This is a genomic window from Arthrobacter sp. MOO21 (assembly GCF_057369995.2).
The window spans coordinates 4,355,963-4,382,117 of record NZ_CM170671.2; the positions used below are offsets into that span (position 1 = coordinate 4,355,963).

Here is a 26,155-nt window from a genome sequence, read left to right on the forward strand (position 1 = left end):
CCGGTGCCTACTTCAGGAAGTCGGGGACATCCAGGTCGTCCGGGTGGGTGCCGGTCAGGTCCGGCTCCACGACGGACGGCAGGTCGACGTCGAAGCCGGAATCAGCAGGGACGGCCGACGGACGCTGCTGGCCCCAGTTGCTCAGTCCCGCCGCGCCAACACCGGCGTGGATCGGCTGCACACTGGCCTGGTGCGTGCCGCCCGACTGAGGCTGGGCCGACGCGGGCGCGGCTGCCGGGGCGGCCGGGCGCTGCGGAGCGGCCTGGGGCTGGGACTGGTCCATGGACGGCGACGTCGCCTTGACGTCGTCGAACCCGGCGGCGATCACTGTGACGCGGGCTTCGTCACCCAGGGCGTCGTCAATGACGGCACCGAAGATGATGTTGGCCTCGGGGTGTGCTACCTCCTGGACCAGCCGGGCGGCCTCGTTGATCTCGAACAGGCCGAGGTCCGAGCCACCCTGGATGGAAAGCAGCACGCCGTGGGCGCCATCGATCGAAGCTTCCAGCAGCGGCGAGGCGATGGCCAGTTCGGCCGCCTTGACGGCGCGGTCCTCGCCCCGGGCCGAACCGATGCCCATCAGCGCGGAGCCGGCACCCTGCATGACCGACTTCACGTCGGCGAAGTCGAGGTTGATCAGGCCAGGGGTGGTGATGAGGTCGGTAATGCCCTGGACACCCGAGAGCAGCACCTGGTCCGCGGAGCGGAAGGCGTCCAGGACCGAGACGTTGCGGTCGCTGATGGACAGCAGGCGGTCGTTGGGGATCACGATCAGGGTGTCGACTTCGTCGCGCAGGGCGTCGATGCCGGCCTCTGCGGAGCCGGCGCGGCGGCGGCCCTCGAAGGTGAACGGACGGGTGACGACGCCGATGGTCAGGGCGCCGAGGGACCGGGCAATCCGGGCGACGACGGGCGCGCCGCCGGTGCCGGTTCCGCCGCCTTCGCCGGCCGTCACGAACACCATGTCGGCGCCGCGCAGGACTTCCTCGATTTCGTCCGCGTGGTCCTCGGCGGCCTGCTTGCCGACCTCCGGGTTGGCACCTGCTCCGAGGCCACGGGTCAGCTCGCGTCCGACGTCGAGCTTCACGTCGGCGTCGCTCATCAGCAGTGCCTGGGCGTCGGTATTGATCGCGATGAACTCAACACCCCGAAGCCCGACCTCGATCATGCGGTTGACTGCGTTCACGCCACCGCCGCCGATGCCGACGACTTTGATGACGGCCAAGTAATTCTGCGGAGCTGCCACGTTACGTGTCCCTTGTTCGTGTCTTATTGCGAAAAACTGATGGAGAGCTTGAAGGACGCAACCTTAACCTTCGACTTGAAGGTTATAGTTATGTCAAGTAACTCTTGTCTGTGACGGTATTTCCTCTGGTTCGGACATTCAATGACCGGGTCCGCGTGTCGGATTAATACCGGAAAAGAAAGTGCTCACCGCGTCACGGGCTGGCGCGGCACGCTGACATCGTAGACCCGGACCGGGTTCTTGGGGTCAACCGGAGCCTTGAGGAGCGCCGCCAGGACGCGGGCCTTGAGCTCCTTCTCCGAGGCGTTGCCCCAGACGATGGTCTGGCCGTCCACAAGCTTGAGTTCGACGGCGTCCACCGACTGGGCGGAGGCGTTGGAAAGCTTCGCCAGGACATCTGCGGGCAAGGCGGCCAGGACCGCGGCGGTGGCCCGGAACAGGTCCTGGCCGATGGCGCCGGCACCGCCGTCGATCACCGGCAGGGAAGCCGACGCCGGATCATCCGTGGTGGCCAGCTGGACGCCGTCGACGTCCACGAGCTGGTACTGCTCCCCCTGCTTGACCAGCGCCACTGGCATGCGTTCATGCACCGCGACAGCGAGGGTGGATGGCGGCCGCGCCTCCACCGTCACCGACTTGACCTGGACCAACGACCCGAGGAGGCCGCGCACCTCGTCGTCGGTGATCTGCGGCAGGGGCCTGCCCCGCAGAGGTTCCAGCGCGGCCTCCACCTGCCCGGGCGTGGTGAGCCGCGTCCCGGAGACGGAGATGCTCTGCAGTGCCAGCAGCGGCGAGTAGACGGCGGCCGCCAGCAACCCGGCAACGAGTGCCAGCACCGTTCCCGCCACCAGCAGCAGCCTCTTCCGGCGCCGTTTGCCCTTGGGCTCCGGAAACGCCAGGACCGTGGCACCCGCGGGTTTCTGATCCTTCGCCGGCTCCCGTGCAGCGGCGGTTGCAGCGTCGTCCGGGATACTGCGGGACGCCGTAATCACGTCACCCGCGGCGCCACCGGAAGTCTCTTTCTTCGCACCGTTTCCGGGCCCTGTTTCGGGCCGCCTGTTCCGGTTGGCCGGCGAGTAGGTGGGGCGGCGGGTGCTAGCCACGCAGCGCCTCGACAATCCTGGGGCCGTACGCGGTGACATCCCCTGCACCCACGGTCAGGACGATGTCCCCGTCGGCCGCCTCGGCCGCGACCGCCGCAACGGCGTCCCCGGCAGCCACAACCCGGCCTCCTGCCTGCAGGTGGTCCGCGATGAGCTGGCTCGTGACCCCGGGAATGGGATCCTCCCGCGCGGGGTAGATGTCCAGGACCAGTGCGGTGTCGGCAAGGTTCAACGCGTCGGCAAACTCCTGCGCGAACTCACGGGTTCGGGAAAACAGGTGCGGCTGGAACAGCACGTGGACCTTGTGGTTTCCCGCGACGGAACGCGCCGCCGCAAGCGCAGCCCGAACTTCCGTGGGGTGGTGCGCATAGTCGTCGAAGACGCGCACCCCCCGTTCCGAGCCCTTCAGTTCAAAGCGGCGGGATGCCCCCGAGAACCTGGCCAGCCCGGCTGCTGCCGCGGCAGGTTCGACTCCCAGTTCCAGGGCCACGGCAAAGGCGGCTGCCGCGTTGAGCGCGTTGTGCCGGCCGGGTACCTGCAGGGCAAGGTCGAACTGCCCCTGGGCCGTGGATACGGACACGTGGCCGGGACCGCCGTCGAGCAGCTTTACATCCGCGTCGCCGCCGGTGCCGTACAGGATGACCCGGGTGTTGCCGCGGGCCTTGGTCCTGCCGGCCAGCGCCAGGGCGCCGGCGTCGTCAGCGCAGGCAACCAGCACGCCGTCGGCGGGCAGCAGTGCGGTGAAGCGGTCGAAGGACTCATACACCGCTTCAGCCGTGCCATAGAAGTCCAGGTGGTCGGGCTCCACGTTGGTGACGACGGCGATGCGCGGCCGGTAGTTGAGGAAGGAACCGTCGGATTCGTCTGCCTCGGCCACGAAGATACCGGACTGCCCGGATGCGGCGTTGACGCCGAGGGCAGGAACGTTGGCCCCGATGGCGAAGGAGGGATCGAGTCCCGCGCCCTGCAGCAGGACGGTGATCATCGACGTCGTGGTGGACTTGCCGTGCGTTCCCGCGACGGTCACCACGGTGTCATTGCCCATGGTGGCGGCCAGGGCCTGGGAACGGTGCAGCACCGGCAGCCCGGCCTGCCGTGCGGCCGCAAGCTCGGGGTTGTCGTCCCGGATGGCCGAGCCGGCAACCACTGTCTGCGCGTCACCCAGGTGTGCAGCGTCGTAGCCGACGGCGATCCGGGCGCCGGCTGCGGCAAGGTCGGCCATGACGGGCAGGTCCTTGGCGTCGGAGCCGCTGACGGGAACCCGGCGGGCCACCATGATCCGGGCCACGGCAGACATGCCTACTCCCCCGATGCCGATGAAGTGCACCCGGCCAAGGGTGTCCAGGCCTGCGCTGTTGGGGTTCATGCGAATACCGCTTCCAGGATGAGGCCAGCCATGCGCTGGTCGGCGTTTCGGATGCCCAGCCGGTAGGAATTGGCTTCCATGCCGGCGAGCCGTGCTTTGTCGGTGATCAGCGGGACCAGTTCCCTGGAGACCCAGTCGGCAGTGAAATCCCGGTCAGCGACCAGCAGGGCTCCACCCGCGGCGACAAGGCCGGCGGCGTTGAGCGCCTGCTCCCCGTTGCCGATCGGCAGGGGCACCAGGATGGCGGGAACGCCGACGGCTGCCACCTCGCATACCGTGGCGGCGCCCGACCGCGCCAGCAGCAGGTCCGCTGCCGCGTAGGCAAGCTCCATGCCGTCGACGTACTCCACCTGGCGGTAGCCGGGGGCGGCCAGCGGCTGTCCCCCCTCGTCCAGGACGGTCTTGCCGCGGCCCGTGATGTGCAGGGTCTGGATGTCCGCGGCGGACAGCTGCCCCACGGCCGAGGCGATGGTGCGGTTGATGCTTTGGGCGCCCGAGGACCCGCCGGTGACGATCAGGGTGGGCTGGTGGGGGTCGAGCCCGAGTGCTTCGCGGGCCGCGGCGCGGGCGGTTTTGCGGTCAAGTCCGGAGATTTCGGTGCGCATGGGCATACCGACGTGCACGGCATTGCGCAGGGGTGTCCCCTCGAAAGCCACGGCAACGCGGGCGTTCAGGAGGGCGCCCACGCGGTTCGCGAGCCCGGGCCGGGCATTCGCTTCATGGATCACGATGGGGATCCGCCGCTTCCGCGCCGCGAGGTACATGGGGGTGCAGACGTAGCCGCCCACGCCCACCAGGACGTCTGCCGCCGCGTTGTCCAGGATGGCTCCGGCCTGGCGGACGGCGCCGGCCAGCCGGGCAGGCAGGCGCAACAGGTCGGCCGATGGCCTCCGCGGGAAGGGCACGCGGTCGATAGTGGCCAGTTTGACGCCTGCGGCGGGAACCAGCCGGGTCTCCATCCCGGATGGTGTTCCCACGGCGAGGATGGCGGCCTCAGGCGAGGCGCTCCGCAGGGCGGCGGCGATGGCGAGCAGCGGGCTGATGTGGCCTGCCGTTCCGCCGCCGGCCAGGACGATGGAGGGTTGGGTCGGAGTCATCTCTGGTTAGGCACGCTTCCTTGCAGTTTTTTGTTGGGGCTTGGCGCCCCGCCCCTTCCGGGCCTTGAATGTGAGCATCCGCTTGGGGCGCATGGCGGGGGCCATCTGCTCCCGGGCCAGGGACAGGACCACTCCGATGGCACACAGCGACATCAGCAGCGCCGAGCCGCCGTAGGAGATAAAGGGCAGGGGAACACCGATCACCGGCATCAGCCCCGTCACCACCGACATGTTCACGGTGGCCTGGCCAAGCAGCCAGACCATGATGGTGCCCGCCAGGACCCGGTGGAACATGTCTGCCTGGGCCACCACGACGCGGTAGATGGCGGCGCCGAGGATGGCAAAGAGGATCAGGACGACGACGGTCCCCACCAGCCCGAGTTCCTCGCCGATGATGGCAAAGATGAAGTCGTTGTGCGCTTCGGGGATCCAGCTGTACTTCTGCCGGCTCTGCCCCAGGCCCACCCCGAGCCACCCGCCCGAGGCGAGGCCATAGAGGCCGTTCGTGGCCTGGTAGTTCGCGTCGATCCCGTCGGCGCACGACTGGCCCGTCCACCATGAGGTGATGCGGCACATGCGGTTCGAGCTGGTGACGGCCATGACGGCGGTGCCTGCGGCGGCCACGATGCCGGCGATGCCGAAGAGGTAGAGGGGGACGCCGGCGAAGAAGAGGGCGGCCGCGACGATCATCATGATGATCATCGCGGTGCCAAGGTCGTTGCCCACCAGGACCAGGCCGACGATGAGCGCGGCCACGGGCACCGCCGGGACCAGCACGTGCTGCCAGCGGCTGATCAGCTTCCCCTTCCGGGCGAGGACGGTGGCCATCCAGAGGGCGAGGGCGAGTTTGGCTGCCTCGGACGGCTGGAAGGTCACCCCGCCGAGGTCGATCCAGTTCCGGTTGCCGTTGATCTCGTCGCCGATGACCTGCACCAGGCCCAGGAGCACCACGGCCGCGCCGATGCCCGGCCAGGCGAGCCGCTTGAGCCAGACGACGTTGACGCGCGAGAGCACGAACATGGTGAAGATGCCCAGCGCCGCGAAGATGCCCTGCTTCAGGGCGTCCCCGTACGGCGACTTGCCCGCGGCGATGGATTCGACGCTTGAGGCCGACAGGACCATCATGATCCCGATGGCCGTCAGGGCCAGGGTGGCCCCGAGGATGAGGTAGTAGGTGGAGCCGTTCCGTGACGTGCCCGTTCCCTCCAGGGCGGACCAGAACCTGCGGTAGATGGTCCGCAGCCTCTCGACGGGTGCGGCCTTGCCCCGTGCTGCCGTGGCGGTGGACCCGGGGCGCGGCTTGCCAGCCTGCGGCCGGGTGGGCGTGCTGACCATTGTTACTCCTCGCCGGTCTGGGCCTGCCCTTCCACAAGCTCGCGGACAGCGTCGATGAAAGCACCACCACGGTGAGCATAGGAAGAGAACTGATCCATGGACGCAGCTGCCGGAGCCATCAGCACGGTGTCGCCGGACCCGGCCAGCCGCGCTGCTGACGCAACGGCCCTGGCCATCACCAGCTCCCCGTTGGCGGAGGATCCGCCCTGGGTGCCGCCAGGTGCCCCGGCAGTCTGCACCCCTTCAGTGTCACCCGGGCCCGGCTCGATCACCGGGACATCGGGCGCGTGTCGCTGGAGGGCCTCGCGGAGCGCGGAGGTGTCTGTTCCGATCAGGACCACGGCCTTCAGCCGGTGGGCGTGTTCGCGGACCAGGTCGTCATAGGTCACGCCCTTGGAGAGCCCGCCGGCGATCCAGACAACGTTACTGAACGCCGACAGGGAAGCAGAAGCGGCGTGCGGGTTGGTGGCCTTGGAGTCGTTGATCCAGAGGACGCCGTTCATGCGGGCCACGGGCTGGATGCGGTGGTCGCCCGGGATGTAGTCCTGGATGCCCTGGCGGACGGCCTTCGGCTCGACCCCGTAGGCCCGGACCAGGGCTGCGGCAGCAAGGGCGTTGGCCACCATGTGCCGGGGCGCCAGCGCGCCGAGGTCTGTCATGGCCGCCAGTTCGGCTGCGCTGTCCTTGCGCTCCTCGATGAAGGCGCGGTCCACGAGCAGTCCCTCCACGACGCCCAGCATGCTCACCGCGGGAGTGAGGGTGGTGAAGGCGACGGCGCGGCAGCCTTCCACCACGTCGGCGTTCTCCACCATGCGTTCGGTTTCCACCTGCTCGGCGTTGTAGATGCAGGCCTTCTGGGTGCGTTCGTACACCTTGGCCTTGTCCGCCAGGTAGGAATCGTAGGAGCCATGCCAGTCGACGTGGTCCTCGGCGACGTTCAGGCAAACGCTGGCCACCGGCGAAACGGACTCGGCCCAGTGGAGCTGGAAGCTGGAAAGTTCGACCGCGAAGACGTCGTATTCCACGGGATCCCGGATGGCATCCAGGATGGGTGTTCCCACGTTGCCCACCGCAATGGCCTTCAGCCCGCCGGCCCTCAGCATGGACTCGGTCAGGCCGACGGTGGTGGTCTTTCCGTTGGTACCCGTAATGGTCAGCCAGTCGGCCGTCTTCCTGCCCTCGCGGACCCGCACGCGCCAGGCGAGTTCCACGTCGCCCCACACCGGGATGTGCGCGCGCGCCGCCGCGGCGAGCAGGGCCTGGTCCGGCCGCCAGCCGGGCGAGGTGACAATCAGTTCGGGGAGTTCGCCGTCAATCCTGGGGATCCGGGTGACAGCATCCGGGCCCAGCAGCACATCTGCGGCGCCGACGATCTTCAGGGTGTCCGCGTGCGCGCGGGCGGTCTCGCTGGTAGCGGCGTCCACCACCACCACTCGGGCCCCGAGTTCAATGAGCGTATCCGCGGCGGCGAAGCCGGAAACTCCGATCCCGGTGACGGCCACCCGCAGGCCGGCCCAGTCCGAGTCCCAGGAGACGAGGTTTTGCAGGCGGGGGGAAACGGTCACAGCAGTACAACCCATTCAGCGTAGAAGATGCCCAGTCCGACGGCGACGAACAGTCCGCCCAGGATCCAGAACCGGACGACAACAGTGACCTCGGCCCAGCCCTTCAGTTCGAAGTGGTGCTGGAGCGGCGCCATCTTGAACACGCGCTTACCCCCGGTGGCTTTGAAGTACCCCACCTGGATGATGACGGAGAGGGTGATCAGGACGAAGAGGCCGCCCACGATCCCGAGGAGGAGCTCGGTTCTGGAGAGGATGGCGAATCCGGCGACGGCTCCCCCGATGGCCAGTGAACCGGTGTCACCCATGAAGATCTTGGCGGGCGAGGTGTTCCACCAGAGGAATCCCACCAGCGCCGCACTGAGGATCGCGGCCAGGAGCCCCAGGTCCAGCGGGTCCCGGACCAGGTAGCAGCCACTGCCCGCTTCCCGGGGAGAACCGCAGGCCTGGTTGCTCTGCCAGATGCCCATGAGCGTATATGCGCCGAACACCATGACGGATGCCCCGGCGGCCAGCCCGTCCAGGCCGTCCGTCAGGTTCACGCCGTTGGTGGCTGCGGTGACGATGATGTTGGACCAGATCACGAACAGGATGGCGCCCAGGACGGTGCCTCCGAAGGCGAGGTCAAGCCATGGCAGGTCCCGGACGAGGGAAATCTTGGTCGACGCCGGGGTCAGGCCTGCGTCGTTGGGAAAGTTCAGCGCCAGCACCGCAAAGATGATGCCCACCAGTCCCTGCAGGATGAGCTTGGCCTTGGCGTTCAGCCCGAGGCTGCGCTGCCGGGAGATCTTGATGAAGTCGTCCAGGAAGCCCACCAGGCCCATGCCCACCATGAGGAAGAGCAGGATAAGGGCGGATGCGGACGGTCCGGGGGAATCGGGGTTCATCATCAGCATGATGAGGTGGGTAAGCCCGTAGCTGAGGAGCACCGCGGCCACCACCACTGTTCCGCCCATGGTCGGCGTGCCGCGTTTGGTGTGGTGCGACGTCGGTCCGTCGTCGCGGATGAACTGGCCATAGCCCCGTCGCACCAGGAGCCGGATGAAAAGCGGGGTGCCCACCAGGGCGCACAGCAGCGCCAGGCCCGCACCGATCAAAAGTGCAATCACAGCAGAGTGCTCCTTTCGTCGGCAGGTCGCGGGGTTGGTGGCAATGCTATCCGATCGCCCAAATGGCGAAGTCCCACGCTGTTGGAGGACTTGAACAGCACCAGGTCGCCCGGTCGGAGTTCGGCCTCCAGAACCTCGTAAGCCTCGTCGACGGTTTCGGCGAAGAGGCATTCGTCACCCCAGGAGCCTTCCTGGACCGCCGAGACGTAGAGGGCACGGGCTTCGCGCCCCACCACCAGGAGCCTGGAGATGTTCAGGCGGACCACCTGGGTGCCGACGGCAGTGTGTTCGCGGATGGAGTCATCGCCGAGTTCCAGCATGGCCCCCAGGACCGCCCAGGTGCGGCGGCCCCGGCCGAGGTCGGCCAGGGTGCGCAGCGCGGCGCGCATCGACTCGGGGTTGGCGTTGTAGGCGTCGTTGATGACGGTGACGCCGTCTTCGCGTTCGGTGCGTTCCATACGCCAGCGGCTGGCGGCAGCCTGGTTGCTGAGGGATCGGGCGATGTGCTCACCCGGCACCCCTGCGGCCCAGGCTGCGGCGGCGGCGGCGAGGAGGTTTCCGGTGTGGTGGGCGCCGATGAGTCGGCTGCTGACGTGGCGCGGGTCCGCGCCGTCAGGCAGTTGAAGGTCGAATTCAGGGCTTCCCCCCGCGTTGGTGTCGGCGTTCAGCGCCTGCACCTGTGCGTCGGGGCGCCCTTCAGCGGAAAAACCAATGACTGTGGCTTCGGTGCGGCTGCGCATGGCAGCAACACGTTCGTCGTCGAGGTTGATGATGGCGGTGCCGGCGGCGCTAAGGCCTTCGACCATCTCGCCCTTGGCCACCGCAATGTTCTCCACTCCCCCGAACTCGCCGGCGTGTGCCGTTCCCACGGCGAGGACAACGCCGATGTCCGGCTTGACCATCTCCGTGAGGTAGCGGATGTGGCCGATGCCGGTGGCGCCCATTTCGATGACCAGGTAGCGGGTATCGGTTCCGGCCCGGAAGACCGTCAGCGGCACGCCGACTTCACCGTTGTAGGAGCCCTGCGGCGCCACCGTGTTGCCCTGCGTGGCAAGGATTCCTGCCAACAGGTCCTTGGTGGTGGTCTTCCCGGCAGAGCCGGTGATGCCGACGACGGTGAGCTGGTCGCCGGCTTCGGCGCGGGCCGCGCGGATGCGGCGGACAGCTTCGGCGGCAAGGGCGCCCATGGCGAGGACGGCGTCCGGTACCACGACGGACGGGTAGGCGGTTCCGTCCGGGGCCACAGCGGGTCGCTCGACGAGGGCCAGGGTGGCCCCGGCTTCGAAGGCCGCCGCGATGAAGTCGTGGCCGTCGGCGTGCTCACCCGGCTTTGCGACGTAGAGCGAGCCCTGGGTCGCTTCGCGCGAATCCGTCACCACCGACAGGGGCGTGATTCCGGGATCGGCGTCCAGGCGCCCGCTGGTGATTTCGGCAATTTCCGCCGCTGTAAATTCAATCATCTCGGTCTAGGACTCTATCCGGTCGTCATGGAGAACGTTGAATCCCCTGGCTGTCAAGGCACTGCGAAGCTCCACCCTGTCGTCCAGGGCAAGATTGACGCCTTTCACTTCCTGCCACACCTCGTGGCCGCGGCCGGCAACGAGGATGGTGTCCTGTGGGCGCGCCAGTTCGACGGCACGCCGGATGGCCTCATCGCGCGGGAAGACCTCCAGCAGTTCGCTGGACAGGGACTCACGTTCCCGCGCCTCCTGCGCCCCGGCCAGGACGTCTGCACGAATGGCTGCGGCGTCTTCGTCGTGGGGGTCGTCGTCGGTGACGATTACGGTGTCGGCGAGACGGGCGGCGATGGCGCCCATGGCCGGGCGCTTACCCTGGTCGCGCTGGCCGGTGGCGCCGAACACCACGATCAGCCGGGAACCGGGTTCGGGTGGGCGGACCGCTTCCAGCGCCCTCGCCAGGGCGTCGGTGTTGTGGGCGAAATCAACTACGGCAGCCGGCTGTTCGGCAATCAGCTGCATGCGTCCGGGGACTGCCACGGTGAGGGGATCGTGCCTGTCCAGCGCGTCCTGCAGGGAGGACACTTCCACCCCCGCCGTGAGCACCATGACCACCGCCAGGGCGGCGTTGGCAACGTTAAAGCCGCCCGGCAGCCCAGTGTGGATGTCCAGGGTGGCACCATCGGGTCCGGAGAGCGTGAAGTCAGTACCCAGCCCGCGGGCCGCTGCCCGGGTGACGGTCCAGTCGGCGGGCGTTCCCGGGGTGGTGCTGACGGTGGTGACCGGTACCTCTGCTGCGCCGGCGAGGCGGCGGCCCCACTCGTCGTCGACCATCACCACTGCTTTGCGGGCCCGCCGGGGAGTGAACAGTTCCGCCTTGGTGGCGAAGTAGCCCTCCATGCTGTGGTGCAGGTCCAGGTGGTCCTGGGTGAGGTTGGTGAAGCCGGCCACATCGAACACCAGTCCATCGACGCGCTGGTATGAGATGGCGTGTGACGAGACTTCCATGGCCGCGGCGTCGAGGCCCTGCTCGCGCATGAGTGCCAGCAGGCCATGGACCTCGGTGGACTCCGGCGTGGTGAGGAGGCTGGGGATCGGCTCTCCGCCGGCCAGGATTTCGATCGTGCCGATCAGGCCGCTGCGCTTCCCCAAGGCACGAAGAAGCGACGTAATGAAGTACGTGGTGGTGGTCTTCCCATTGGTGCCTGTCACCCCGAACAGCGGCAGCGGGTTGCCCGCCTGGCTCCGGTAGATCATGGCGGACAGCGGCCCGACGTCGTTGCGCGGGTTGTCCACGACGAGCACCGGGACTGCAGTGTCGGTGGACAGCGCGAGAAGGCGTGCGCCGGCGTCGTCAGTCAGCACCGCCGCCGCACCTGCCTTGATGGCGTCGGAGGCGAAATCTGCGCCATGCCTGCTGGCGCCGGGCAACGCCACGTACAGGTCCCCGGGCTCCACGGATCGCGAGTTGAGGGATATCCCGGAGATCTCCACGTCGGCGGCTGGTGCCGGCACGACCACGCCGAGGGCCTCCCCAAGCGCGGCCAGGCGGACTGCCTCTACGACTGCGGGCCGGAAACGGCCCTGGCTGGCGTCCCCGGCGGCTTCGCCGCCGGGCGTGGTGAACTCTGACAAGGGGATCTCCGATGGTGCTAGTGATCGCGCCCGGAGTCGATCGTCCGGGCACTGTGATGCGCTGGATGCTGCTGGTACTTCCGGCGTGGAGGACGGTTACTTGGCGTACTGGGGCATCCGGGCCGGCTCGCCGGTCGAAGGCTGGACGTTGTAGGTGCGCAGCGTCTGGCTCATGACGGACCGGAACACCGGCCCGTTGGTGATGCCATAGATGCTGCCCTTCGGCCGCTGGAGCACCACCTCCACAATAAACCGCGGATCATCCATCGGCGCCATTCCCACGATGGAAGCGGTGTAGCCGCAGTAGCCGGACTTGCCGTCGTCGCAGGGTGATTCCGACGTGCCCGTCTTGGCTCCCACCCGGTAGCCGTCGATCCCTGCGTCCTTGATCTCGCCCTCGGTCACGGCACTTTCCAGGATGTCCTGGACCTGCTGGGCCGTTTCGTTGGAGACTATCTCGCGGGAAGGCTGTGCCGGTACTTTTTCTTCGGTGCCATCCGGGGCAATGTACGAATCGATCAGCCGCGGCTGCAGCATGACGCCGTTGTTGGCGATGCTCTGGTAGGCACGGACGGTCTGCAGCGTGGACTGCGAGACGCCTTGCCCGAAGAGGACCGTGTACTGCTGGCGGCCGTCCCACTGGTCCGCGGGTGTGAGGATGCCGGAGGCTGTCGCCGGGAGGCCGATGTCCGGGGCCTCGCCGATGCCGAACTTCTTCAGCCAGTCGTAGCGCTGTTCCTTGCTCAGCCGCTGTCCGGCCATCACGGTGCCGGTGTTCATGGAGTAGCCGATGATGCCCGCGAGTGTGCGTTCCTCCGTGCCGTGGGTGAACGCGTCGCTGAAGGTCTGCCCGTCCACCGTATAGGTGGGGGGAATGGTGAACCTGTCCAGCGGGCTGGCGAGGCCCTCATCGATGACGGCCGCAGCCGTCATCATCTTCTCCACCGATCCGGGTTCGTAGGCCGCCGTGACGGACCGCACCCCGCGGTCCTTCGCGGCCACCAGGCCGGGGTTGTTCGGGTCGGGCGAGTTCGTGTCCGCCAGGGCAAGGAGGTTGCCCGTCTTGGCGTCCATCACGATGATGACGCCCCATTCTGCGCTGAGCTTGTCCGCCTGGCTCTGGATGGCCTGCTGCGCGAAGTACTGGAGGTCAGAGTTCAGGGTGAGCTTGACGTCCTTGCCGTTCTGCGGCGGCGTGAGCTCGTCGACTCCGACGGGGATGCGGAGGCCGTCGGCGCCGATTTCGAACAGGCGCTTGCCGTCCTTGCCCTTGAGCAGGTCGTCCTGGGTCTGTTCGATGCCGGCCTGTCCCGTGGTGCCGTCCTGCAGGAAGCCCACCACTCCCCCTGCCACCGCACCGTTGGGGTACACGCGCTTGCTGACGCCTTCGGCAACGATCCCTGGCACCTGCAGTTTGGAAATTCGGTCCTCGACGTCGGGCTTCACGTCCTTGGCCACAATGTAATACGGCTGTTGCCCGGTCACGGCATCACGGACGGCACTGGTCTCCATGCCGAGGGCCGCGGCAAGTTCGGAAATTGCCTGGTCGCGGCTGACGTCCACCAGTTTCTCGTGGCCGTCCGTCTGCTCCAGCCGCTTGTAGGAGTCGGTCTTGGTGTTGACCCGCTGGTCAACCACGATGTTGTACCGGATGACGCTGTTCGCCAGTACGGTGCCGCGGGAGTCCAGGATGCTGCCGCGCTCTGCCGGCAGCACTGCGGACGTCATGCGGCTGTTCAGTGCAGCCTCGGCCATGCCGCCCACGTCGAGGCCCTGGACCAGGAAGAGCTTTCCGCCCACTACCAGCAGGAGCGTGAGCATAATGCCGAGCCCCAGGCGCAAGCGCTTGGTGGCGTTGGGCACCTTGCTTGTTCCTGCCTTGCCGGACTTTTGCGCCACCGTGTAATCCCTTGCTGCTTGACCCTGCTGCCTGACCTGCCTGTTGACCTACTGTCCGGGGACCTTCTGCTGCGGAGCCGGAACCGAGCCGCCGTGAAGCTCGGGAGCCGGGGTGGCCGGTGCCACCGAAGCCGCCGGCGTGGTTGCAGGAGCCGGGTTTGCTGCCGCGGAGGCTGCAGCCTTGTCGGCGGCAGCCTTATCCGCCGCAGCCTTGGCCGCCGACGGAACAATCTGCTGGCCAGCGACCGCCGGGGCAGGAATGACGGCTCCCGCGGCGGCGCCCTTGGCTGCCGGCGTCGCTTTTCCTGTAACGGACAGCGTGGACAGGTCGATCTGGCCCTTGACCGTGGATGCCACCATTCCCAGTTCCGTGGCCTTGGCAGCCAGGTTCTGGGGTGCCTCGTAGCCCTGCACCTGCTGGGTAAGGTCCTGGTTCTGCTTGGTCAGGGTGCTCTGCTTGGCGCGCAGCTCCACCAGCTGGTACTGGGCGGTGGATACCGAGATGTTCAGGACCAGCACCGCAAGCAGCGCCACCGCCAACATGGCGAAGCAGAGCACCACGAAGGGGGCCCGGCGCTTGCGGGGGGCGGTGCGCACCACGGAGAGCGGAGTGCGGCCCTTCCGTCCTGCGCCGGGCGCACCTGCCGGCCTGGCGTCAGCCGCCGAACTGCCGGAGACAACGGGAAAGTTCTTGACGGCGGCGGTGCTCATGCAGCTCTCCTGGCTCTGATTCGTTCGGCCGCGCGGAGCCTTGCGGAGGCAGCGCGCGGGTTTTCGGCGATTTCGACGGCGGTGGGCACCTCGGTGCCTTTGGTCAGGGTCTTCAGCTCGGGCTTGTGTTCCTCCAGCTCCACGGGGAAGCCAAGGGGGGCCGAAGACTTCGAGCGGGCCTGGAAGACGCTCTTGACGATCTTGTCTTCCAGCGAGTGGTAGGACATGACCACGATGCGGCCGCCCAGGGCGAGTGAGTCAACGGCAGCTGGTACGGCCCGTTCCAGGACGTCAAGCTCTTCGTTGACCTCGATCCGCAGGGCCTGGAAGGTGCGCTTTGCAGGGTGTCCGCCGGACTTTGCGGCCGCGGCCGGGACGACGGACCGGATTTGTTCGACCAGCTCGCCGGTGGTGGTGAACGGCTTGGCGGCACGCGCCGTGACGATCCGGTTGGCGATCCGGCCGGCGAACTTCTCTTCGCCCCACTTCCGGATGATCCTGACCAGGTCTTCCTCGCTGTAGGTGTTCACGACGTCGGCAGCAGTCTGGCCCCGGCTCGTGTCCATGCGCATGTCCAGGGGCGCATCAAAGGAGTAGGCGAACCCGCGGTCACGCTCGTCCAGCTGGAGCGAAGAGACGCCGAGGTCCATCAGGATGCCGTGGACTTCAGCAACGCCGAGGTCTTCCAGGACGTCCTGGATCTCGTCGTACACGGCGTGGACGAGATCTGTCCGTGCGGCGAAGGGGGCCAGCCTTTCGCCTGCCAGGGCCAAGGCTTCCTCGTCACGGTCGATGCCGATCAGGTGGAGGTCCGGGAAGCGCTGCAGCATGGCCTCGGAGTGGCCGCCCATGCCCAGCGTCGCGTCCACAGCAACCGGCGTTTCGCCGCGGAGCCTGGCCGCTTCAAATCCCGGCGCCAACAAATTGATGCACCGGTCCCGCAGGACCGGCACATGGCGTTCGGACGTGGGCTTGGGTTGATCGTTCATGCCTGGTCCTTTCCCGCCATCGTTGTCACCTGCTGCTTCTGAAACCAGATCCCCATCCGCGCCTATCGTCCCGCCCGCCTGGCTCCGGGGAAGGTGAGCCAGGTTGGCAGCCGATGGGCCGGCTGGAGATCTCATCCAAGAAGCCACCCGCTGCCCCGTTCCGGAATTCAGAGAATGCCCGGAATGGGATCGTCAGTTTCGGAGAAGGCCGTTTCCTTCTCCGCAAGGTATTCGTTCCAAGCCTGGGCGTCCCAGATCTCGGCACGGGAACCGGCGCCGATGACGGCCAGTTCCCTCCCGAGTCCTGCATACTCCCGGAGCGCCGGTGGAATGGTCACGCGCCCCTGCTTGTCAGGTACCTCATCAGAGGCTCCAGAGAGAAATACACGGATGTAGTCACGGGCCTGCTTTGAGGAGATTGGCGCCTCCCGCATCTGCTCGTGGACCCGTGCAAATTCCTTCTCGCTGAAGACGTAGATGCAACGTTCCTGGCCCCTCGTGAGCACCAGCCCGCTGGCAAGCTCCTCGCGGAACTTCGCGGGGAGGATGATCCGTCCCTTTTCATCCAGACGTGGCGAGTGAGTGCCCAGAAACACTGGCCCACCGCCTGTCCGCTGTCAGGAACTGCACATCCCCTGTGTTGCAACCACCCTCTTATGTCCTCCACATTACTCCACTTTCCACCACAGTCAACGCAAATCCGCTGTTGGCGCGGCGATTTCGTGGGAATTGGTCCGCGAAAAGACGCGGATTTCCGGCCGGGGTGGGAAGTGGAGGAATTTGGGCCTCGACGGGGCGGCGGAAACTGCCTTAAATGCGAAAAGACCCGCCTGATGAACTGCTCCCCGAAAGTTGGACTGAAAAATCAGTTCTGACTTTCGGGGAGCAGTTTTATGCATGGAAGAAGTTCGTTGTCCGAGGAACAGCGCGAGGCCGCGGTGGCGCTGTTTGAGATCGGGTGGGGCTCCAGAGCTGTAGCAACCAGGCTCGGGGTGCGTCGGAAGCCGATCCTCCGGTTACACGACAGATGGCGCGTTCGTGGGGATACTGCTCTTGTGACCAAACCAGGCAACCGCGTGTATTCATTCGAGCTCAAGCTCAACGCCGTGCAGCGATATATCTCCGGCGAGACCAGGGTCGCACTGGCCAAAGAGCTCGAACTATCCTCGCCACACCTGATAGCCGTGTGGGCAATGCAGTACCGGGCTCAGGGCGAGGAAGGCCTCCGTCCGAAACCTAAAGGCCGCCCAAGGAAGAACCCAGATACCCCGCCGCAGCAGGAACCGGAGCTGCAGCGGCTGCGACGTGAGAACGAACGCCTGCGTGCAGAGGTTGCTTTCCTGGGAAAAGTAAACGCCTTGAGGGGCAGGGAGCAGCGCTAAAGGTTCGCGCTGTCATCGCTCTCAAGGCTGAGCACCGATTAGAGGTTCTGCTGGACGTGGCCGGGTTAGCCCGGTCCACGTTCTTCTACCACCAAGCCAAACTCAATGGCCCCGATCCACGGGCGTCCCTGAAGGCCGCTGTCACTGACATTTTTACGAAGAACCACGGCCGGTACGGGCATCGCCGGATCCATATTGAACTGTTGAAGCAAGGATGGACGGTCGCTAAGAAGACGGTTCTGAAGCTGATGCGTTCCCTCCGGCTGGTCTGCAAGGTCCGAAGCAGGAAGCGATACAACTCCTACCAGGGCGAGCAAGGCATCGTGGCCCCGAACCTGCTGAAACGCCAGTTCGACGCGGACGCCCCAAACCAGAAGTGGGTGACCGATGTGACCGAGTTCAGCGTCGGCGACAGGAAGCTCTACCTCTCACCGATCATGGACCTGTTCGACCGGCAGATCATCTCCTACGCCATTGGGACCTCGCCCAACCTGGAACTGACCAACTCCTCATTGCGCGGCGCCTTGGCCACGCTGGAGAACGGGCAGAAACCCCTCGTCCACTCAGACCAAGGGTTCCAGTATCAGCACAACTCTTGGCGCACACTCTTGGCGAACGCCGGCGCCGTCCAATCGATGTCACGCAAAGCCAACTGCTACGACAACGCCGTCATGGAGAACTTCTTCGGACACCTGAAGGAAGAGCTCTTCCACCGCGTCCGGTTCCTCAACACCGACGCACTCGCATCAGCGCTGCACGCATACATCAGCTGGTACAACACCGAAAGAATTTCCACCAAGCTCAAGGGCTTGAGCCCGGTACAGTACCGTGCTCAGATGCTTGCGGCTTAGGTCCCAATTAGAAGCACAGCTGGACTAGGGTCCCCCCATTAGACCGCAGCCAAACGCGCCCTTGCCTGTCTGCACGACGATAAAAACTCTGGCTTCGGCAGAAGGCTCCTGAGCAAATATCTCGCCCCCTCCGGCTGTCCTACCTTGAGAGGTTAGGGCGGATACATCGTGTTCGGCGGGCTGTGGGTTGGGACCACAGTTATATTCGCGGTCGGCAAACTGCACTCTGGACGGAACTTCCTTGGGCGACAGGACCCAGTCCGATGTCTGTTGATGGACGTTCCATAGCCGGACGCCAGCAAAAATGCCCGCCAGCACCAACACGGAAACCATCAAAGACAAAGCGATTCGCGTCCCCCGGCTCATGGACCAAACGATCCACGAATACGGCATGAAGGTCAATGAACGGGCTAAACCCAGGTGCAGCTCTCGCCCCCCTGGCTTGGCAGGTGGTTCAAACACGCAGAAGTCCCCGTCCCACTTGGGACGGGGACTTCTGCGAACAGCCGATAGCTGGCCGCTAAAGTGGATACATCGCATTTGCGAGTCCAACTTTCGGGGACCAGTTCATGAAGCGGGTCTTTTCGCATTTCCCCGGTGCCTGGGGAGCGAAATGGAGGATCGAAGAGGCGACGCCCCGGGAGGTTTAGGGCTCTCCCCTGCGCCTTTCATCCCAGCGCTCTTCAAGGCCGCTCATGAAAGAACTCCTCTGCTTTCCGGATTTCGGTGTGCGGCCCTTGGATCCCCGCGCTCCGCCCGAACTGCGCATGGTGGCGAAGTAGACGCCGCCGCCCATCACCACAAAACCCAGGACCCCGACAAAGATGTTCTGGAGGGTGACGCCTACAAGCAGCAGGAAGACTCCGGCAAGCGCACAAAGCACCCCAATAACCACATGCCTGGTTGACCATGAACGCCCCGGGTCCGAACCCATTGAGTTCGCGAACTTCGGGTCGTCCTCGTGAAGCTGCTTTTCAAGCTGCTCCAGCAGCTTCTGTTCGTGCTCCGACAGCGGCATCACGACCTCCTTTTGTAGGCCAACGTCCGGGCTGATCCCAGCCACTACTTCTACTCCGTAGAACGTCTGCTGTTGCTGGTAAGTTCCCGCTGCGCCGGCTGTGGCGGCAGCGCTAACCTTGCATGCAGTCGCTGGAGCGGGAGCATGTCCAAGAGGGTCCGGCAGTAAGTCCATTCACTCGAAACTATGTACCTCTAAGGATAGATTGTTGAGGGCCGATCTGAAAGACGGCAATGACTTTGCCGGAGCCCCTCCGAAGGCGCCCTAGGGGCCCTCCGGCCCCGGTTCCAGCCGCGCCTCCGGGTCCATCAGCCGGGCCGGGAGGATGGACTTGCTGCCGAACCTGCGCGTGACCTCATCCAGGGCCTGTTCCGCCGCGCGCCAGTTCTCATCCCTGCGGTCGAAGCTCAGTTGGCGCGAGGTCCGGGATGCCTCCTCGAGCTGTTCGGCCCTGACGCCCACGAGCCGCACAGCCATCGCCCTGGACCCGAGCGAGGCCAGCAACTGCTGCGCCACCGAGTAAATCAGTTGTGCGCTGTCCACCGGGGTCTGCATGGTCCTGCTGCGGGTGACGGTCGAAAAATCGGCAAACCGCAGCTTGAGTGCCACTGTCCGGGCCACCATCCCGGACATGCGCAACCGGGCGGCCGTTCGATGGGACAGGCGGAGCAGCTCCCGGTGCAGGAGGGCATCGTCGGCCGTGTCCACCGCGAAGGTCTCCTCCGCGCCGATACTCTTCTCAAGCCGCACGGGCGTGACGGGACGGGGATCGATGCCCCAGGAAAGCCGGTGGACGTGCTCCCCAGTGGCGCCGAGTACCTTCTTCAGGGCTGACACCGGCGTTGCCGCCACATCAGCCACCGTCCTGATACCCATCTTCGCCAGGACCTCGCCGGTTTTCGCCCCCACTCCCCACAGGGCGCCCACCGGGAGGCTGTGGAGATACGGGACGGTTTCATCCGGCCCGATCAGCAAGAGTCCGTCGGGCTTGCACCGGGTGGAGGCGATCTTGGCCACGAACTTGGTCTCGGCGATCCCCACCGAAGCTGTAATACCCAGCTCTGATGCCACCCGGCGGCGGATGAGCTCCCCTATTCCGCGGGGCGGACCGAGCCTGCGGAGGGCGCCGGTAACGTCCAGGAATGCCTCGTCGACGCTGAGCGGCTCGACGAGCGCGGTGATGGACTCGAAGATCGCCATCAGTTCCGCTGACACCTCGTAGTAAAGCTTGTGCCGGGGTTCAATGATCACGGCCTGGGGGCACATGCGCATCGCCACGGCCATGGGCATGGCGGATTTGACCCCGAAAGCCCTGGCTTCGTAGGACCCGGAGAGGACCACCGAACGTTCACCGGGGAACCCTACTATCACGGGCTTCCCACGGAGTTCGGGACGTGTGCGCAGCTCGACTGAGACGAAGAAGGCATCCATGTCCACGTGCATGATGCACGTCCTGCGGCGCCCGGGATGGCGCGCTGCTGCTGGCTGGTTACTGGCTGCGGGCCCCACGGCTGCAATCCTATCCGTTGGTACTGGCTGATCTGGAGGCTGGCTAAACTGGAGGCTGGTCCCGGCAACAACACCAGGAGGAAAGTCTCTGTGACGGCCATTGGAAACTTCAAGCCAGCTGGCGTGGCGGCCCTCGCCGCCGCTGTGGCACTAGCCCTTGCAGCATGCAGCCAGAGCCCGTCGGGACAAGCAGAGACTTCTTCTTCCGCTGCAAGCGCCAGCACGCAGGCCACGCTCACTGCGCCGCCAAGCCCTTCCGCCGCGCCCAACACTTCGGCCACCGTTGGCGCCGTCGTGGAGGGGTTCCCGAAGCAGCTCCTCCCCTTGATGAACGGGGCAACGGTGGTGTCCAGCAGCTTCGACAAGGCGTCCACCCCCGCAACCGCCGCCCTGGTCGCGAAAGTCCCGGCACCAACGGCTGCTGTTGTGGACTTTTACACGAAGGCGCTGGAGACACAGGGTTTTAAGGCAGTACCCGGCGACGCCGTCGGCGGCGTGGCCTCCAAGGACTTTGTCCGTGGCGAAAACGAGACCGTTAATCTTTCCGTGGTCGAAGCCGCAGGGGTTTCCACCTTCACTATCGGCGCAAACGTCGCAGCTGAGTCAGCCAAGTGACGGCCGCAGAGCAGCTGCGGAATGAGCAGGCGGATTTCGTGGCCGGCGTGGCCGGGGAACTGACCGGCTTCCTCACCTCGCGCCAGTCGGTAATGTCCGGCATCTCCCCGGACATCGAACCGATCATGGGGTCCATCTCCAACCTGGTCACCGGCGGCAAACGGCTCCGCGCCCTGATGTGTTACTGGGGATGGCGCGGTGCCGGCGGCGAGGCCGGAGCCAGCCAGATCGTCACGGCCGGAGCGGCGCTGGAACTGTTCCAGGCGGCGGCACTGATCCACGACGACATCATCGACCGCTCGGACACGCGGCGTGGCGGCCCAAGCGTCCACCGGCGCTTCAGCCAGCTCCACACCTCGCAGGGATGGGCTCTGGACAGCGAGCGGTTCGGACAGGCCGCCGCCATTCTTGCAGGCGACCTCTGCCTGTCCTTCAGCGAGGAGGCGTTCACGGACATCGGTGAACGCGCAGCGTCAGGAAGCCGGGCCCGGCTCATCTTCAACCTGATGCGGGCGGAAGTGATGGCCGGGCAGTACCTGGACATCCTGGAAGAGGTCGCCGGGCCGGTCCGGGACCGTGCCGGCGCCGTGGGCAGGGCACAGTCGATCATCCGGTTCAAGAGCGCGAAGTACTCCACGGAACACCCGCTGGCACTCGGCGGCGCCCTCGCCGGCGCCTCCAATGACCTGCTCCGCGGCTACTCCGCTTTTGCCCTTCCGCTCGGCGAAGCGTTCCAGCTTCGCGACGACGTGCTGGGCGTGTTCGGCGACCCGCTCACCACGGGCAAACCGGCCGGTGACGATCTCCGCGAGGGCAAGCGCACCGTCCTGGTGGCACTGGCGCTGGACCAGGCCTCTCCCAAGGAGTCGGCCTTTATCGACGCCAGCCTCGGCAGCCCCGAGCTTTCGGAAGCGGACATTCTTGAGATCCGCCGGATTATCGAAGATTCAGGGGCACTGCAGGCCACCGAAGTTCTCATCAGCGAATTCGGCGCGGCGGCGTTTGCCGCCCTTGAGGAACTTGAGCTGGACGAACTGCCAAAAACAGCCCTGCGGAGGCTGGCTGAGGCGACTGTCAGCCGAGCCTCCTAGGGATTTCCCGGGTAAGGGTTACCAGGCCAGCGTCTGGGCCCGCCGCCGGATTTCCGTTTTGCGTCCTTCACGCAGGGCGTCGATCGGCCGGCCACGCAGTGATTCATCGGGCGTGAACAGCCACACGATAAGGTCCTCGTCGGAATATCCGGCGTCGGCCAGCACCACAATGGTGCCCTTTAAGCTGTCCACCACCTGGCCGTCCTGGATGAATTCGGCAGGAACCGACCGGATTTTCCGTTCCCCCACCCGCAATGCCGCCAGTGCATGCTCATCCAGCAGGCTGTGCACCTTGGTGACGGAAACATCCAATAAACGGGCGACGTCGGGCAGCGGCAACCACTCGCCCACCAGGTTTTCTACATTACTCACGGATCAAGGTTGCCACGCGGGCCGCCGCGGCGCCTAGTCGGCGAATTCCTCTTCCCGCCCCGGCCTGCGGACACTCCCGAAAAGAACGCTTTACCCGGAAATGGCAAATTCTTGTGCTATTGCGATTTTCATGAGAGATTCACTTTCATCACAGCAGTAACAGAAATAACATAAGTCACAGTAGTATCAAGATTATCCGCGGATCCCCCGTCCGCGTCCGCGCCCGCAGTTGAGAAGAGGATTCCTTCCATGACGACGTCCCGCTCGCCCAAGCAGCCCCCCAAACCGAGTCTGCCGATGATTGCCGCCACCACAGCGGCGCTGCCAGCGGTCGTATTGTCATCCCTGGCCCTGGCCCAGCCGGCCGCGGCACAGCAGCCCACCCGGTCCATCCCCAACAGCCTGGCCGCGGCAATGAAGGCCCAGGCTGCCGCCAAGGCGGCCGGCACGGTGATTCCGGCAGCTTCGGTGTCCACCACGATTCCTGCTGCTTTCCAGCCCGCACAGCCGGCAGCTCCGGCCGAGTACACGATTGCCCGCGGCGACACTGTCAGTGCCATCGCCGGACGGTTCGGGCTGCAGACCGCGGAAATCCTGAAGCTGAACAACCTCCAGCCGAACACCCTCATCTACCCGGGACAGAAACTCAAGCTGTCAGGTTCGGCCGCGCCCGCGGCGGCCGCCCCTGCACCCGCCCCCGCAGCTCCCGCAGCCGCCAGCGGGGCAACGTATACGGTCAAGCCCGGCGACACCCTGGGTGCCATTGCCGCCCGGCACAACGTCGGCCTGTCGGATGTCTTTGCCTGGAACAACCTGTCCATGCGTTCCATCATTTACCCGGGCCAGAAGATCAAGGTCGCCGCCGGCGACTCCGCCCCGGCTCCGGCTCCCGCTGCACCTGCAGCCGCCCCTGTCCTGGCGAACACGTCGGCGCCCGCGGCTCCTGCCCCGGCGTCGGGTTCCTACACCATCAAGGCCGGCGATACGCTCTCTGCCATCGCATCCCGGCACGGGGTGAAGCTGTCCGACCTTCTCTCGGCGAACAAGCTCGGCATGACCACGGTCATCTACCCCGGCAGCAAGCTCGTGATTCCCGGCGCTGCAGGCCAGGCTGATCCGCAGCCGGCAGCCGCGCCCCAGCCTGCGGCCGCCCCCCTGGTACCCAGCTCCTTCCTCGGCTTCAGCTACCCCGCCGCCGTGGTGAGCTCGGCCAACGAGAACAAGGCCCTCCTGAATGCTTCGCCTGTTCCGTCCCGGGAAGAGATGAAGAACATCGTGGCAGACACCGCGCGGCGGATGGGCGTGGACCCCTCCCTTGCCCTCGCCTTCGCGTTCCAGGAATCAGGATTCAACCAGCGGGCGGTGTCCCCGGCGAACGCGATCGGCACCATGCAGGTCATTCCCAGCTCGGGCCAGTGGGCGTCGGACCTGGTGGGGCGGAAACTGAACCTGCTGGACCCGTACGACAACGCCACCGCCGGCGTGGCCATCATCCGCCAGCTCCTCGCAACCAGCAAGGATCAGGACACTGCCATCGCGGGGTACTACCAGGGCCAGTATTCGGTCCGCAAGTACGGCATGTACGACGACACCAAGGCGTACCTGGCAGCGATCAAGGCACACCAGAAGAACTTCGGCTGAGGCGCCTGGGCAACACCTGCCCGGACGCAGCAGCGGGTCCGAACCGTTACCGGTTCGGACCCGTTCCGTTTCAGGCACGTTTGGCTGCGGGATTAGGATCGTAAGGTGCAGGAACACGTGTCAGACCCCCTGGTGGGTACGGTGGTGGACAACCGCTATGCCATCACGTCGAAACTGGCCCGGGGCGGCATGTCCACCGTCTACCTGGCCATTGACCAGAGGCTGGACCGCGAGGTGGCGCTCAAAGTGCTGCACCCGCACCTGGCTGCCGATGAGAACTTCCTGGGCAGGCTTGGCCGTGAAGCCAAGGCTGCCGCCCGGCTCTCCCATCCGCACGTGGTGGGTGTCCTCGACCAGGGCAGCGACGGGCATGCGGCGTACCTGGTCATGGAGTACATCAAGGGACACACGCTCCGGGACGTCATCCGCGACAGGGGCGCACTGCCGCCCCGGCTGGCGCTGGCACTGATCGATCCCGTCGTCGAAGGGCTGGGGGCCGCACACGCCGCCGGGTTTATCCACCGCGACGTGAAGCCGGAAAACGTCCTGATTGCCGACGACGGCAGGATCAAGATTGGTGATTTTGGACTGGCCCGGGCCGTCACAAGCTCAACCAGCAGCGGCGCCCTGATCGGCACGGTCGCCTATATCTCTCCGGAACTCGTGCTGGGGAAACCAGCAGATGCGCGCAGCGACGTCTACGCGGTGGGCATCATGCTCTACGAAATGCTCACCGGGCGGCAGCCGTTTGACGGCGAAGTCCCCATCCAGGTCGCCTACCAGCACGTGAACGGCGTGGTAGGACCGCCGTCGGACCTTGTGCCGGGACTGGCAGCGGAAGTGGATGAACTGGTCCAGTGGTGCACGGCCAATGACCCGGAGAACCGCCCCGTTGACGGCAATGCACTCCTCCAGGAGCTCCGGCACATCCGTACCAACCTCACGGACGCGGAACTGGACCTGCTTCCGCCGGCAGCGGTTGCTGCTGTACCCGAGCAGCATCAAACCGAAGTCCTGGCCCGCTCCAGCAATCCAACCACCTTGATGCCTGCGGGCCGGCCGGCGGCCCCGGCGCACCCACCCGGACAGCGCCCGGGCCTTGCGCTCCCTGACGAGGAGGATGCCGGGGCTGCGTGGCCTCCCCCTCTGCCACGGACCGGCAAGCGGGCCGAACGCCGGGCCGAAAAAGAAGACGCCAGGGACCGCGCGCGGGCAGCGGCCACCCCGGCCAGGACGCTTCGGGAGGGTAACCCGCGGCGCCGGGGACTTCTGTGGGTGATCGTCCTGATTCTGGCTGCACTGCTGGCCACGGGCGCCGGATGGTTCTTCGGGATGGGGCCGGGCGCTCCCGCCGCCGTACCGGCCGTTGCCAACAAAACCGTGGCGCAGGCGCAGCAGCTGCTGGATGCGGCGGGCTTCCGCTCCACTACCAGCGAGGTCTTCGACGACCAGGTGCCGACCGGGCTGGTAGTGGGCAGCGAGCCCGGCGCCGGGACGGAGATCAGGAAATTCCAGCCTGTTTCCCTTCTCGTCTCGAAAGGTCCACAGCTTTTTCCCCTGCCGAAACTGAGCGGCGGCACCCTCGACCAGGCCAAGGACGCCCTGAATGCGGCCGGAATGGCGCTGGGCACGGTTACTGAGCAGTTCGATGAAAAGGCCGCTGCAGGAACGGTACTGTCCCAGGATCCCGCCGCCGGCACGCCGTCCCGCCACGGCACCCCCGTGGCCATGGCGGTTTCCAAGGGGCCGCAGCCCATCCCCGTTCCCTCCGTGGTGGGAAAAGCGAAGGGCGAGGCCGTGAACGCCATTGAAGCCGCCGGGCTGAAAGCCGATGTCGCCCGCGACGAAGTGTTTGACCGCAGCATCCCGGAGGGCGCCGTGGTCAGCCAGGCGCCGGCGAACGGGACGCTGACCCGCGGGGGCACCGTGACATTGACCATTTCCAAAGGCCCGCGCATGGTGGACGTGCCAAGCTTCATCGGCAAGCAGGCTTCCGAGGCAAGGAAGTCGTTGGAGGCCCTCGGCTTCCAGGTCCGGGTGAACAACATCCTCGGCGGATTCTTCGGCACCGTCCGCGACCAGGACCCGGTGAACCGGAAGGTCCCGGAGGGCTCGGTCGTCACCATCACGGTGGTCTAGCCAAGCGCGGCCCCTGCGGCGGGCCGGG

Annotated in this window: 22 protein-coding genes; 6 read left to right on the forward strand and 16 right to left on the reverse strand. The window is 66.2% G+C overall.

Annotated elements, in window-relative coordinates; translation table 11 throughout:
• Positions 1 to 7: 7 nt before the first annotated feature.
• From ftsZ to mraZ, 13 genes are all read right to left on the reverse strand, one after another.
• Positions 8 to 1,246: a cell division protein FtsZ gene (gene ftsZ / locus AC2JAJ_RS20275; RefSeq protein ID WP_221387501.1), complete on the reverse strand. Its 1,239-nt coding sequence runs from the start codon at positions 1,244 to 1,246 to the stop codon at positions 8 to 10.
• A 185-nt stretch (positions 1,247 to 1,431) separates the two neighbouring features.
• Complete coding sequence (locus tag AC2JAJ_RS20280; RefSeq protein WP_486414743.1) at positions 1,432 to 2,349, reverse strand: cell division protein FtsQ/DivIB; 918 nt, start codon at positions 2,347 to 2,349, stop codon at positions 1,432 to 1,434.
• Positions 2,342 to 3,715 (reverse strand): UDP-N-acetylmuramate--L-alanine ligase, encoded by a 1,374-nt coding sequence (gene murC, locus AC2JAJ_RS20285; RefSeq protein WP_486414742.1) that lies wholly within the window; start codon positions 3,713 to 3,715, stop codon positions 2,342 to 2,344. Before murC ends, AC2JAJ_RS20280 begins: the two co-directional genes overlap by 8 nt.
• Positions 3,712 to 4,812, reverse strand: a complete 1,101-nt coding sequence (murG, locus tag AC2JAJ_RS20290) for an undecaprenyldiphospho-muramoylpentapeptide beta-N-acetylglucosaminyltransferase (RefSeq protein ID WP_486414741.1) — start codon at positions 4,810 to 4,812, stop codon at positions 3,712 to 3,714. Before murG ends, murC begins: the two co-directional genes overlap by 4 nt.
• Positions 4,813 to 4,818: 6 nt before the next feature.
• Positions 4,819 to 6,147 (reverse strand): putative lipid II flippase FtsW, encoded by a 1,329-nt coding sequence (gene ftsW, locus AC2JAJ_RS20295; protein ID WP_486414740.1) that lies wholly within the window; start codon positions 6,145 to 6,147, stop codon positions 4,819 to 4,821.
• Positions 6,148 to 6,149: 2 nt separating this feature from the next.
• Entirely contained in the window at positions 6,150 to 7,727 is a 1,578-nt protein-coding gene (gene murD, locus AC2JAJ_RS20300) for a UDP-N-acetylmuramoyl-L-alanine--D-glutamate ligase (protein WP_486414739.1), read from the reverse strand.
• Positions 7,709 to 8,818: a phospho-N-acetylmuramoyl-pentapeptide-transferase gene (gene mraY, locus AC2JAJ_RS20305; protein WP_486414738.1), complete on the reverse strand. Its 1,110-nt coding sequence runs from the start codon at positions 8,816 to 8,818 to the stop codon at positions 7,709 to 7,711. Before mraY ends, murD begins: the two co-directional genes overlap by 19 nt.
• Complete coding sequence (locus AC2JAJ_RS20310) at positions 8,815 to 10,278, reverse strand: UDP-N-acetylmuramoyl-tripeptide--D-alanyl-D-alanine ligase (RefSeq protein ID WP_486414737.1); 1,464 nt, start codon at positions 10,276 to 10,278, stop codon at positions 8,815 to 8,817. Before AC2JAJ_RS20310 ends, mraY begins: the two co-directional genes overlap by 4 nt.
• 6 nt (positions 10,279 to 10,284) lie before the next feature.
• Positions 10,285 to 11,910, reverse strand: a complete 1,626-nt coding sequence (locus AC2JAJ_RS20315) for a UDP-N-acetylmuramoyl-L-alanyl-D-glutamate--2,6-diaminopimelate ligase (RefSeq protein WP_486414736.1) — start codon at positions 11,908 to 11,910, stop codon at positions 10,285 to 10,287.
• A 96-nt stretch (positions 11,911 to 12,006) separates the two neighbouring features.
• Positions 12,007 to 13,809: a peptidoglycan D,D-transpeptidase FtsI family protein gene (locus tag AC2JAJ_RS20320; protein WP_221387492.1), complete on the reverse strand. Its 1,803-nt coding sequence runs from the start codon at positions 13,807 to 13,809 to the stop codon at positions 12,007 to 12,009.
• 48 nt (positions 13,810 to 13,857) lie between these two features.
• Positions 13,858 to 14,520, reverse strand: coding sequence for a cell division protein FtsL (ftsL, locus tag AC2JAJ_RS20325; protein ID WP_486414735.1), 663 nt, complete (start codon positions 14,518 to 14,520; stop codon positions 13,858 to 13,860).
• Positions 14,517 to 15,509 (reverse strand): 16S rRNA (cytosine(1402)-N(4))-methyltransferase RsmH, encoded by a 993-nt coding sequence (gene rsmH / locus AC2JAJ_RS20330; RefSeq protein WP_221387490.1) that lies wholly within the window; start codon positions 15,507 to 15,509, stop codon positions 14,517 to 14,519. Before rsmH ends, ftsL begins: the two co-directional genes overlap by 4 nt.
• Before the next feature lie 167 nt (positions 15,510 to 15,676).
• Positions 15,677 to 16,105 (reverse strand): division/cell wall cluster transcriptional repressor MraZ, encoded by a 429-nt coding sequence (gene mraZ, locus AC2JAJ_RS20335; RefSeq protein ID WP_009358613.1) that lies wholly within the window; start codon positions 16,103 to 16,105, stop codon positions 15,677 to 15,679.
• 315 nt (positions 16,106 to 16,420) lie between these two features.
• Here mraZ and AC2JAJ_RS20340 point away from each other — a divergent pair, with 315 nt between their 5' ends.
• Together AC2JAJ_RS20340 and AC2JAJ_RS20345 are read left to right on the forward strand one after the other, a co-directional pair.
• The gene (locus AC2JAJ_RS20340; protein WP_364275310.1) at positions 16,421 to 16,891 is read left to right on the forward strand and encodes a helix-turn-helix domain-containing protein; all 471 of its coding nucleotides are present in this window, start codon (positions 16,421 to 16,423) and stop codon (positions 16,889 to 16,891) included.
• A 50-nt stretch (positions 16,892 to 16,941) separates the two neighbouring features.
• Positions 16,942 to 17,742: an IS3 family transposase gene (locus tag AC2JAJ_RS20345; protein WP_486416701.1), complete on the forward strand. Its 801-nt coding sequence runs from the start codon at positions 16,942 to 16,944 to the stop codon at positions 17,740 to 17,742.
• A gap of 646 nt (positions 17,743 to 18,388) precedes the next feature.
• Here AC2JAJ_RS20345 and AC2JAJ_RS20350 read toward each other — a convergent pair.
• Together AC2JAJ_RS20350 and dinB are read right to left on the reverse strand one after the other, a co-directional pair.
• Complete coding sequence (locus AC2JAJ_RS20350; RefSeq protein WP_221387489.1) at positions 18,389 to 18,760, reverse strand: SCO2097 family morphological protein; 372 nt, start codon at positions 18,758 to 18,760, stop codon at positions 18,389 to 18,391.
• Between the two features lie 264 nt (positions 18,761 to 19,024).
• Positions 19,025 to 20,203 (reverse strand): DNA polymerase IV, encoded by a 1,179-nt coding sequence (gene dinB, locus AC2JAJ_RS20355; protein WP_486414734.1) that lies wholly within the window; start codon positions 20,201 to 20,203, stop codon positions 19,025 to 19,027.
• A gap of 156 nt (positions 20,204 to 20,359) precedes the next feature.
• Between dinB and AC2JAJ_RS20360 the strand changes: the two genes are divergently transcribed.
• Together AC2JAJ_RS20360 and AC2JAJ_RS20365 are read left to right on the forward strand one after the other, a co-directional pair.
• Positions 20,360 to 20,884 carry a hypothetical protein gene (locus AC2JAJ_RS20360; RefSeq protein ID WP_486414733.1) on the forward strand — a complete coding sequence of 175 codons (525 nt, stop codon included), beginning with the start codon at positions 20,360 to 20,362 and terminating at the stop codon, positions 20,882 to 20,884.
• Entirely contained in the window at positions 20,881 to 21,975 is a 1,095-nt protein-coding gene (locus tag AC2JAJ_RS20365; RefSeq protein WP_486414732.1) for a polyprenyl synthetase family protein, read from the forward strand. Before AC2JAJ_RS20360 ends, AC2JAJ_RS20365 begins: the two co-directional genes overlap by 4 nt.
• An 18-nt stretch (positions 21,976 to 21,993) precedes the next feature.
• Here AC2JAJ_RS20365 and AC2JAJ_RS20370 read toward each other — a convergent pair whose 3' ends face one another.
• Complete coding sequence (locus AC2JAJ_RS20370; protein ID WP_221387485.1) at positions 21,994 to 22,347, reverse strand: Rv2175c family DNA-binding protein; 354 nt, start codon at positions 22,345 to 22,347, stop codon at positions 21,994 to 21,996.
• 249 nt (positions 22,348 to 22,596) lie between these two features.
• Here AC2JAJ_RS20370 and AC2JAJ_RS20375 point away from each other — a divergent pair, with 249 nt between their 5' ends.
• Positions 22,597 to 23,988 (forward strand): lytic transglycosylase, encoded by a 1,392-nt coding sequence (locus AC2JAJ_RS20375; RefSeq protein WP_486414731.1) that lies wholly within the window; start codon positions 22,597 to 22,599, stop codon positions 23,986 to 23,988.
• Positions 23,989 to 24,093: 105 nt separating this feature from the next.
• Positions 24,094 to 26,127 carry a Stk1 family PASTA domain-containing Ser/Thr kinase gene (pknB, locus tag AC2JAJ_RS20380; protein ID WP_486414730.1) on the forward strand — a complete coding sequence of 678 codons (2,034 nt, stop codon included), beginning with the start codon at positions 24,094 to 24,096 and terminating at the stop codon, positions 26,125 to 26,127.
• Positions 26,128 to 26,155 lie beyond the last annotated feature (28 nt).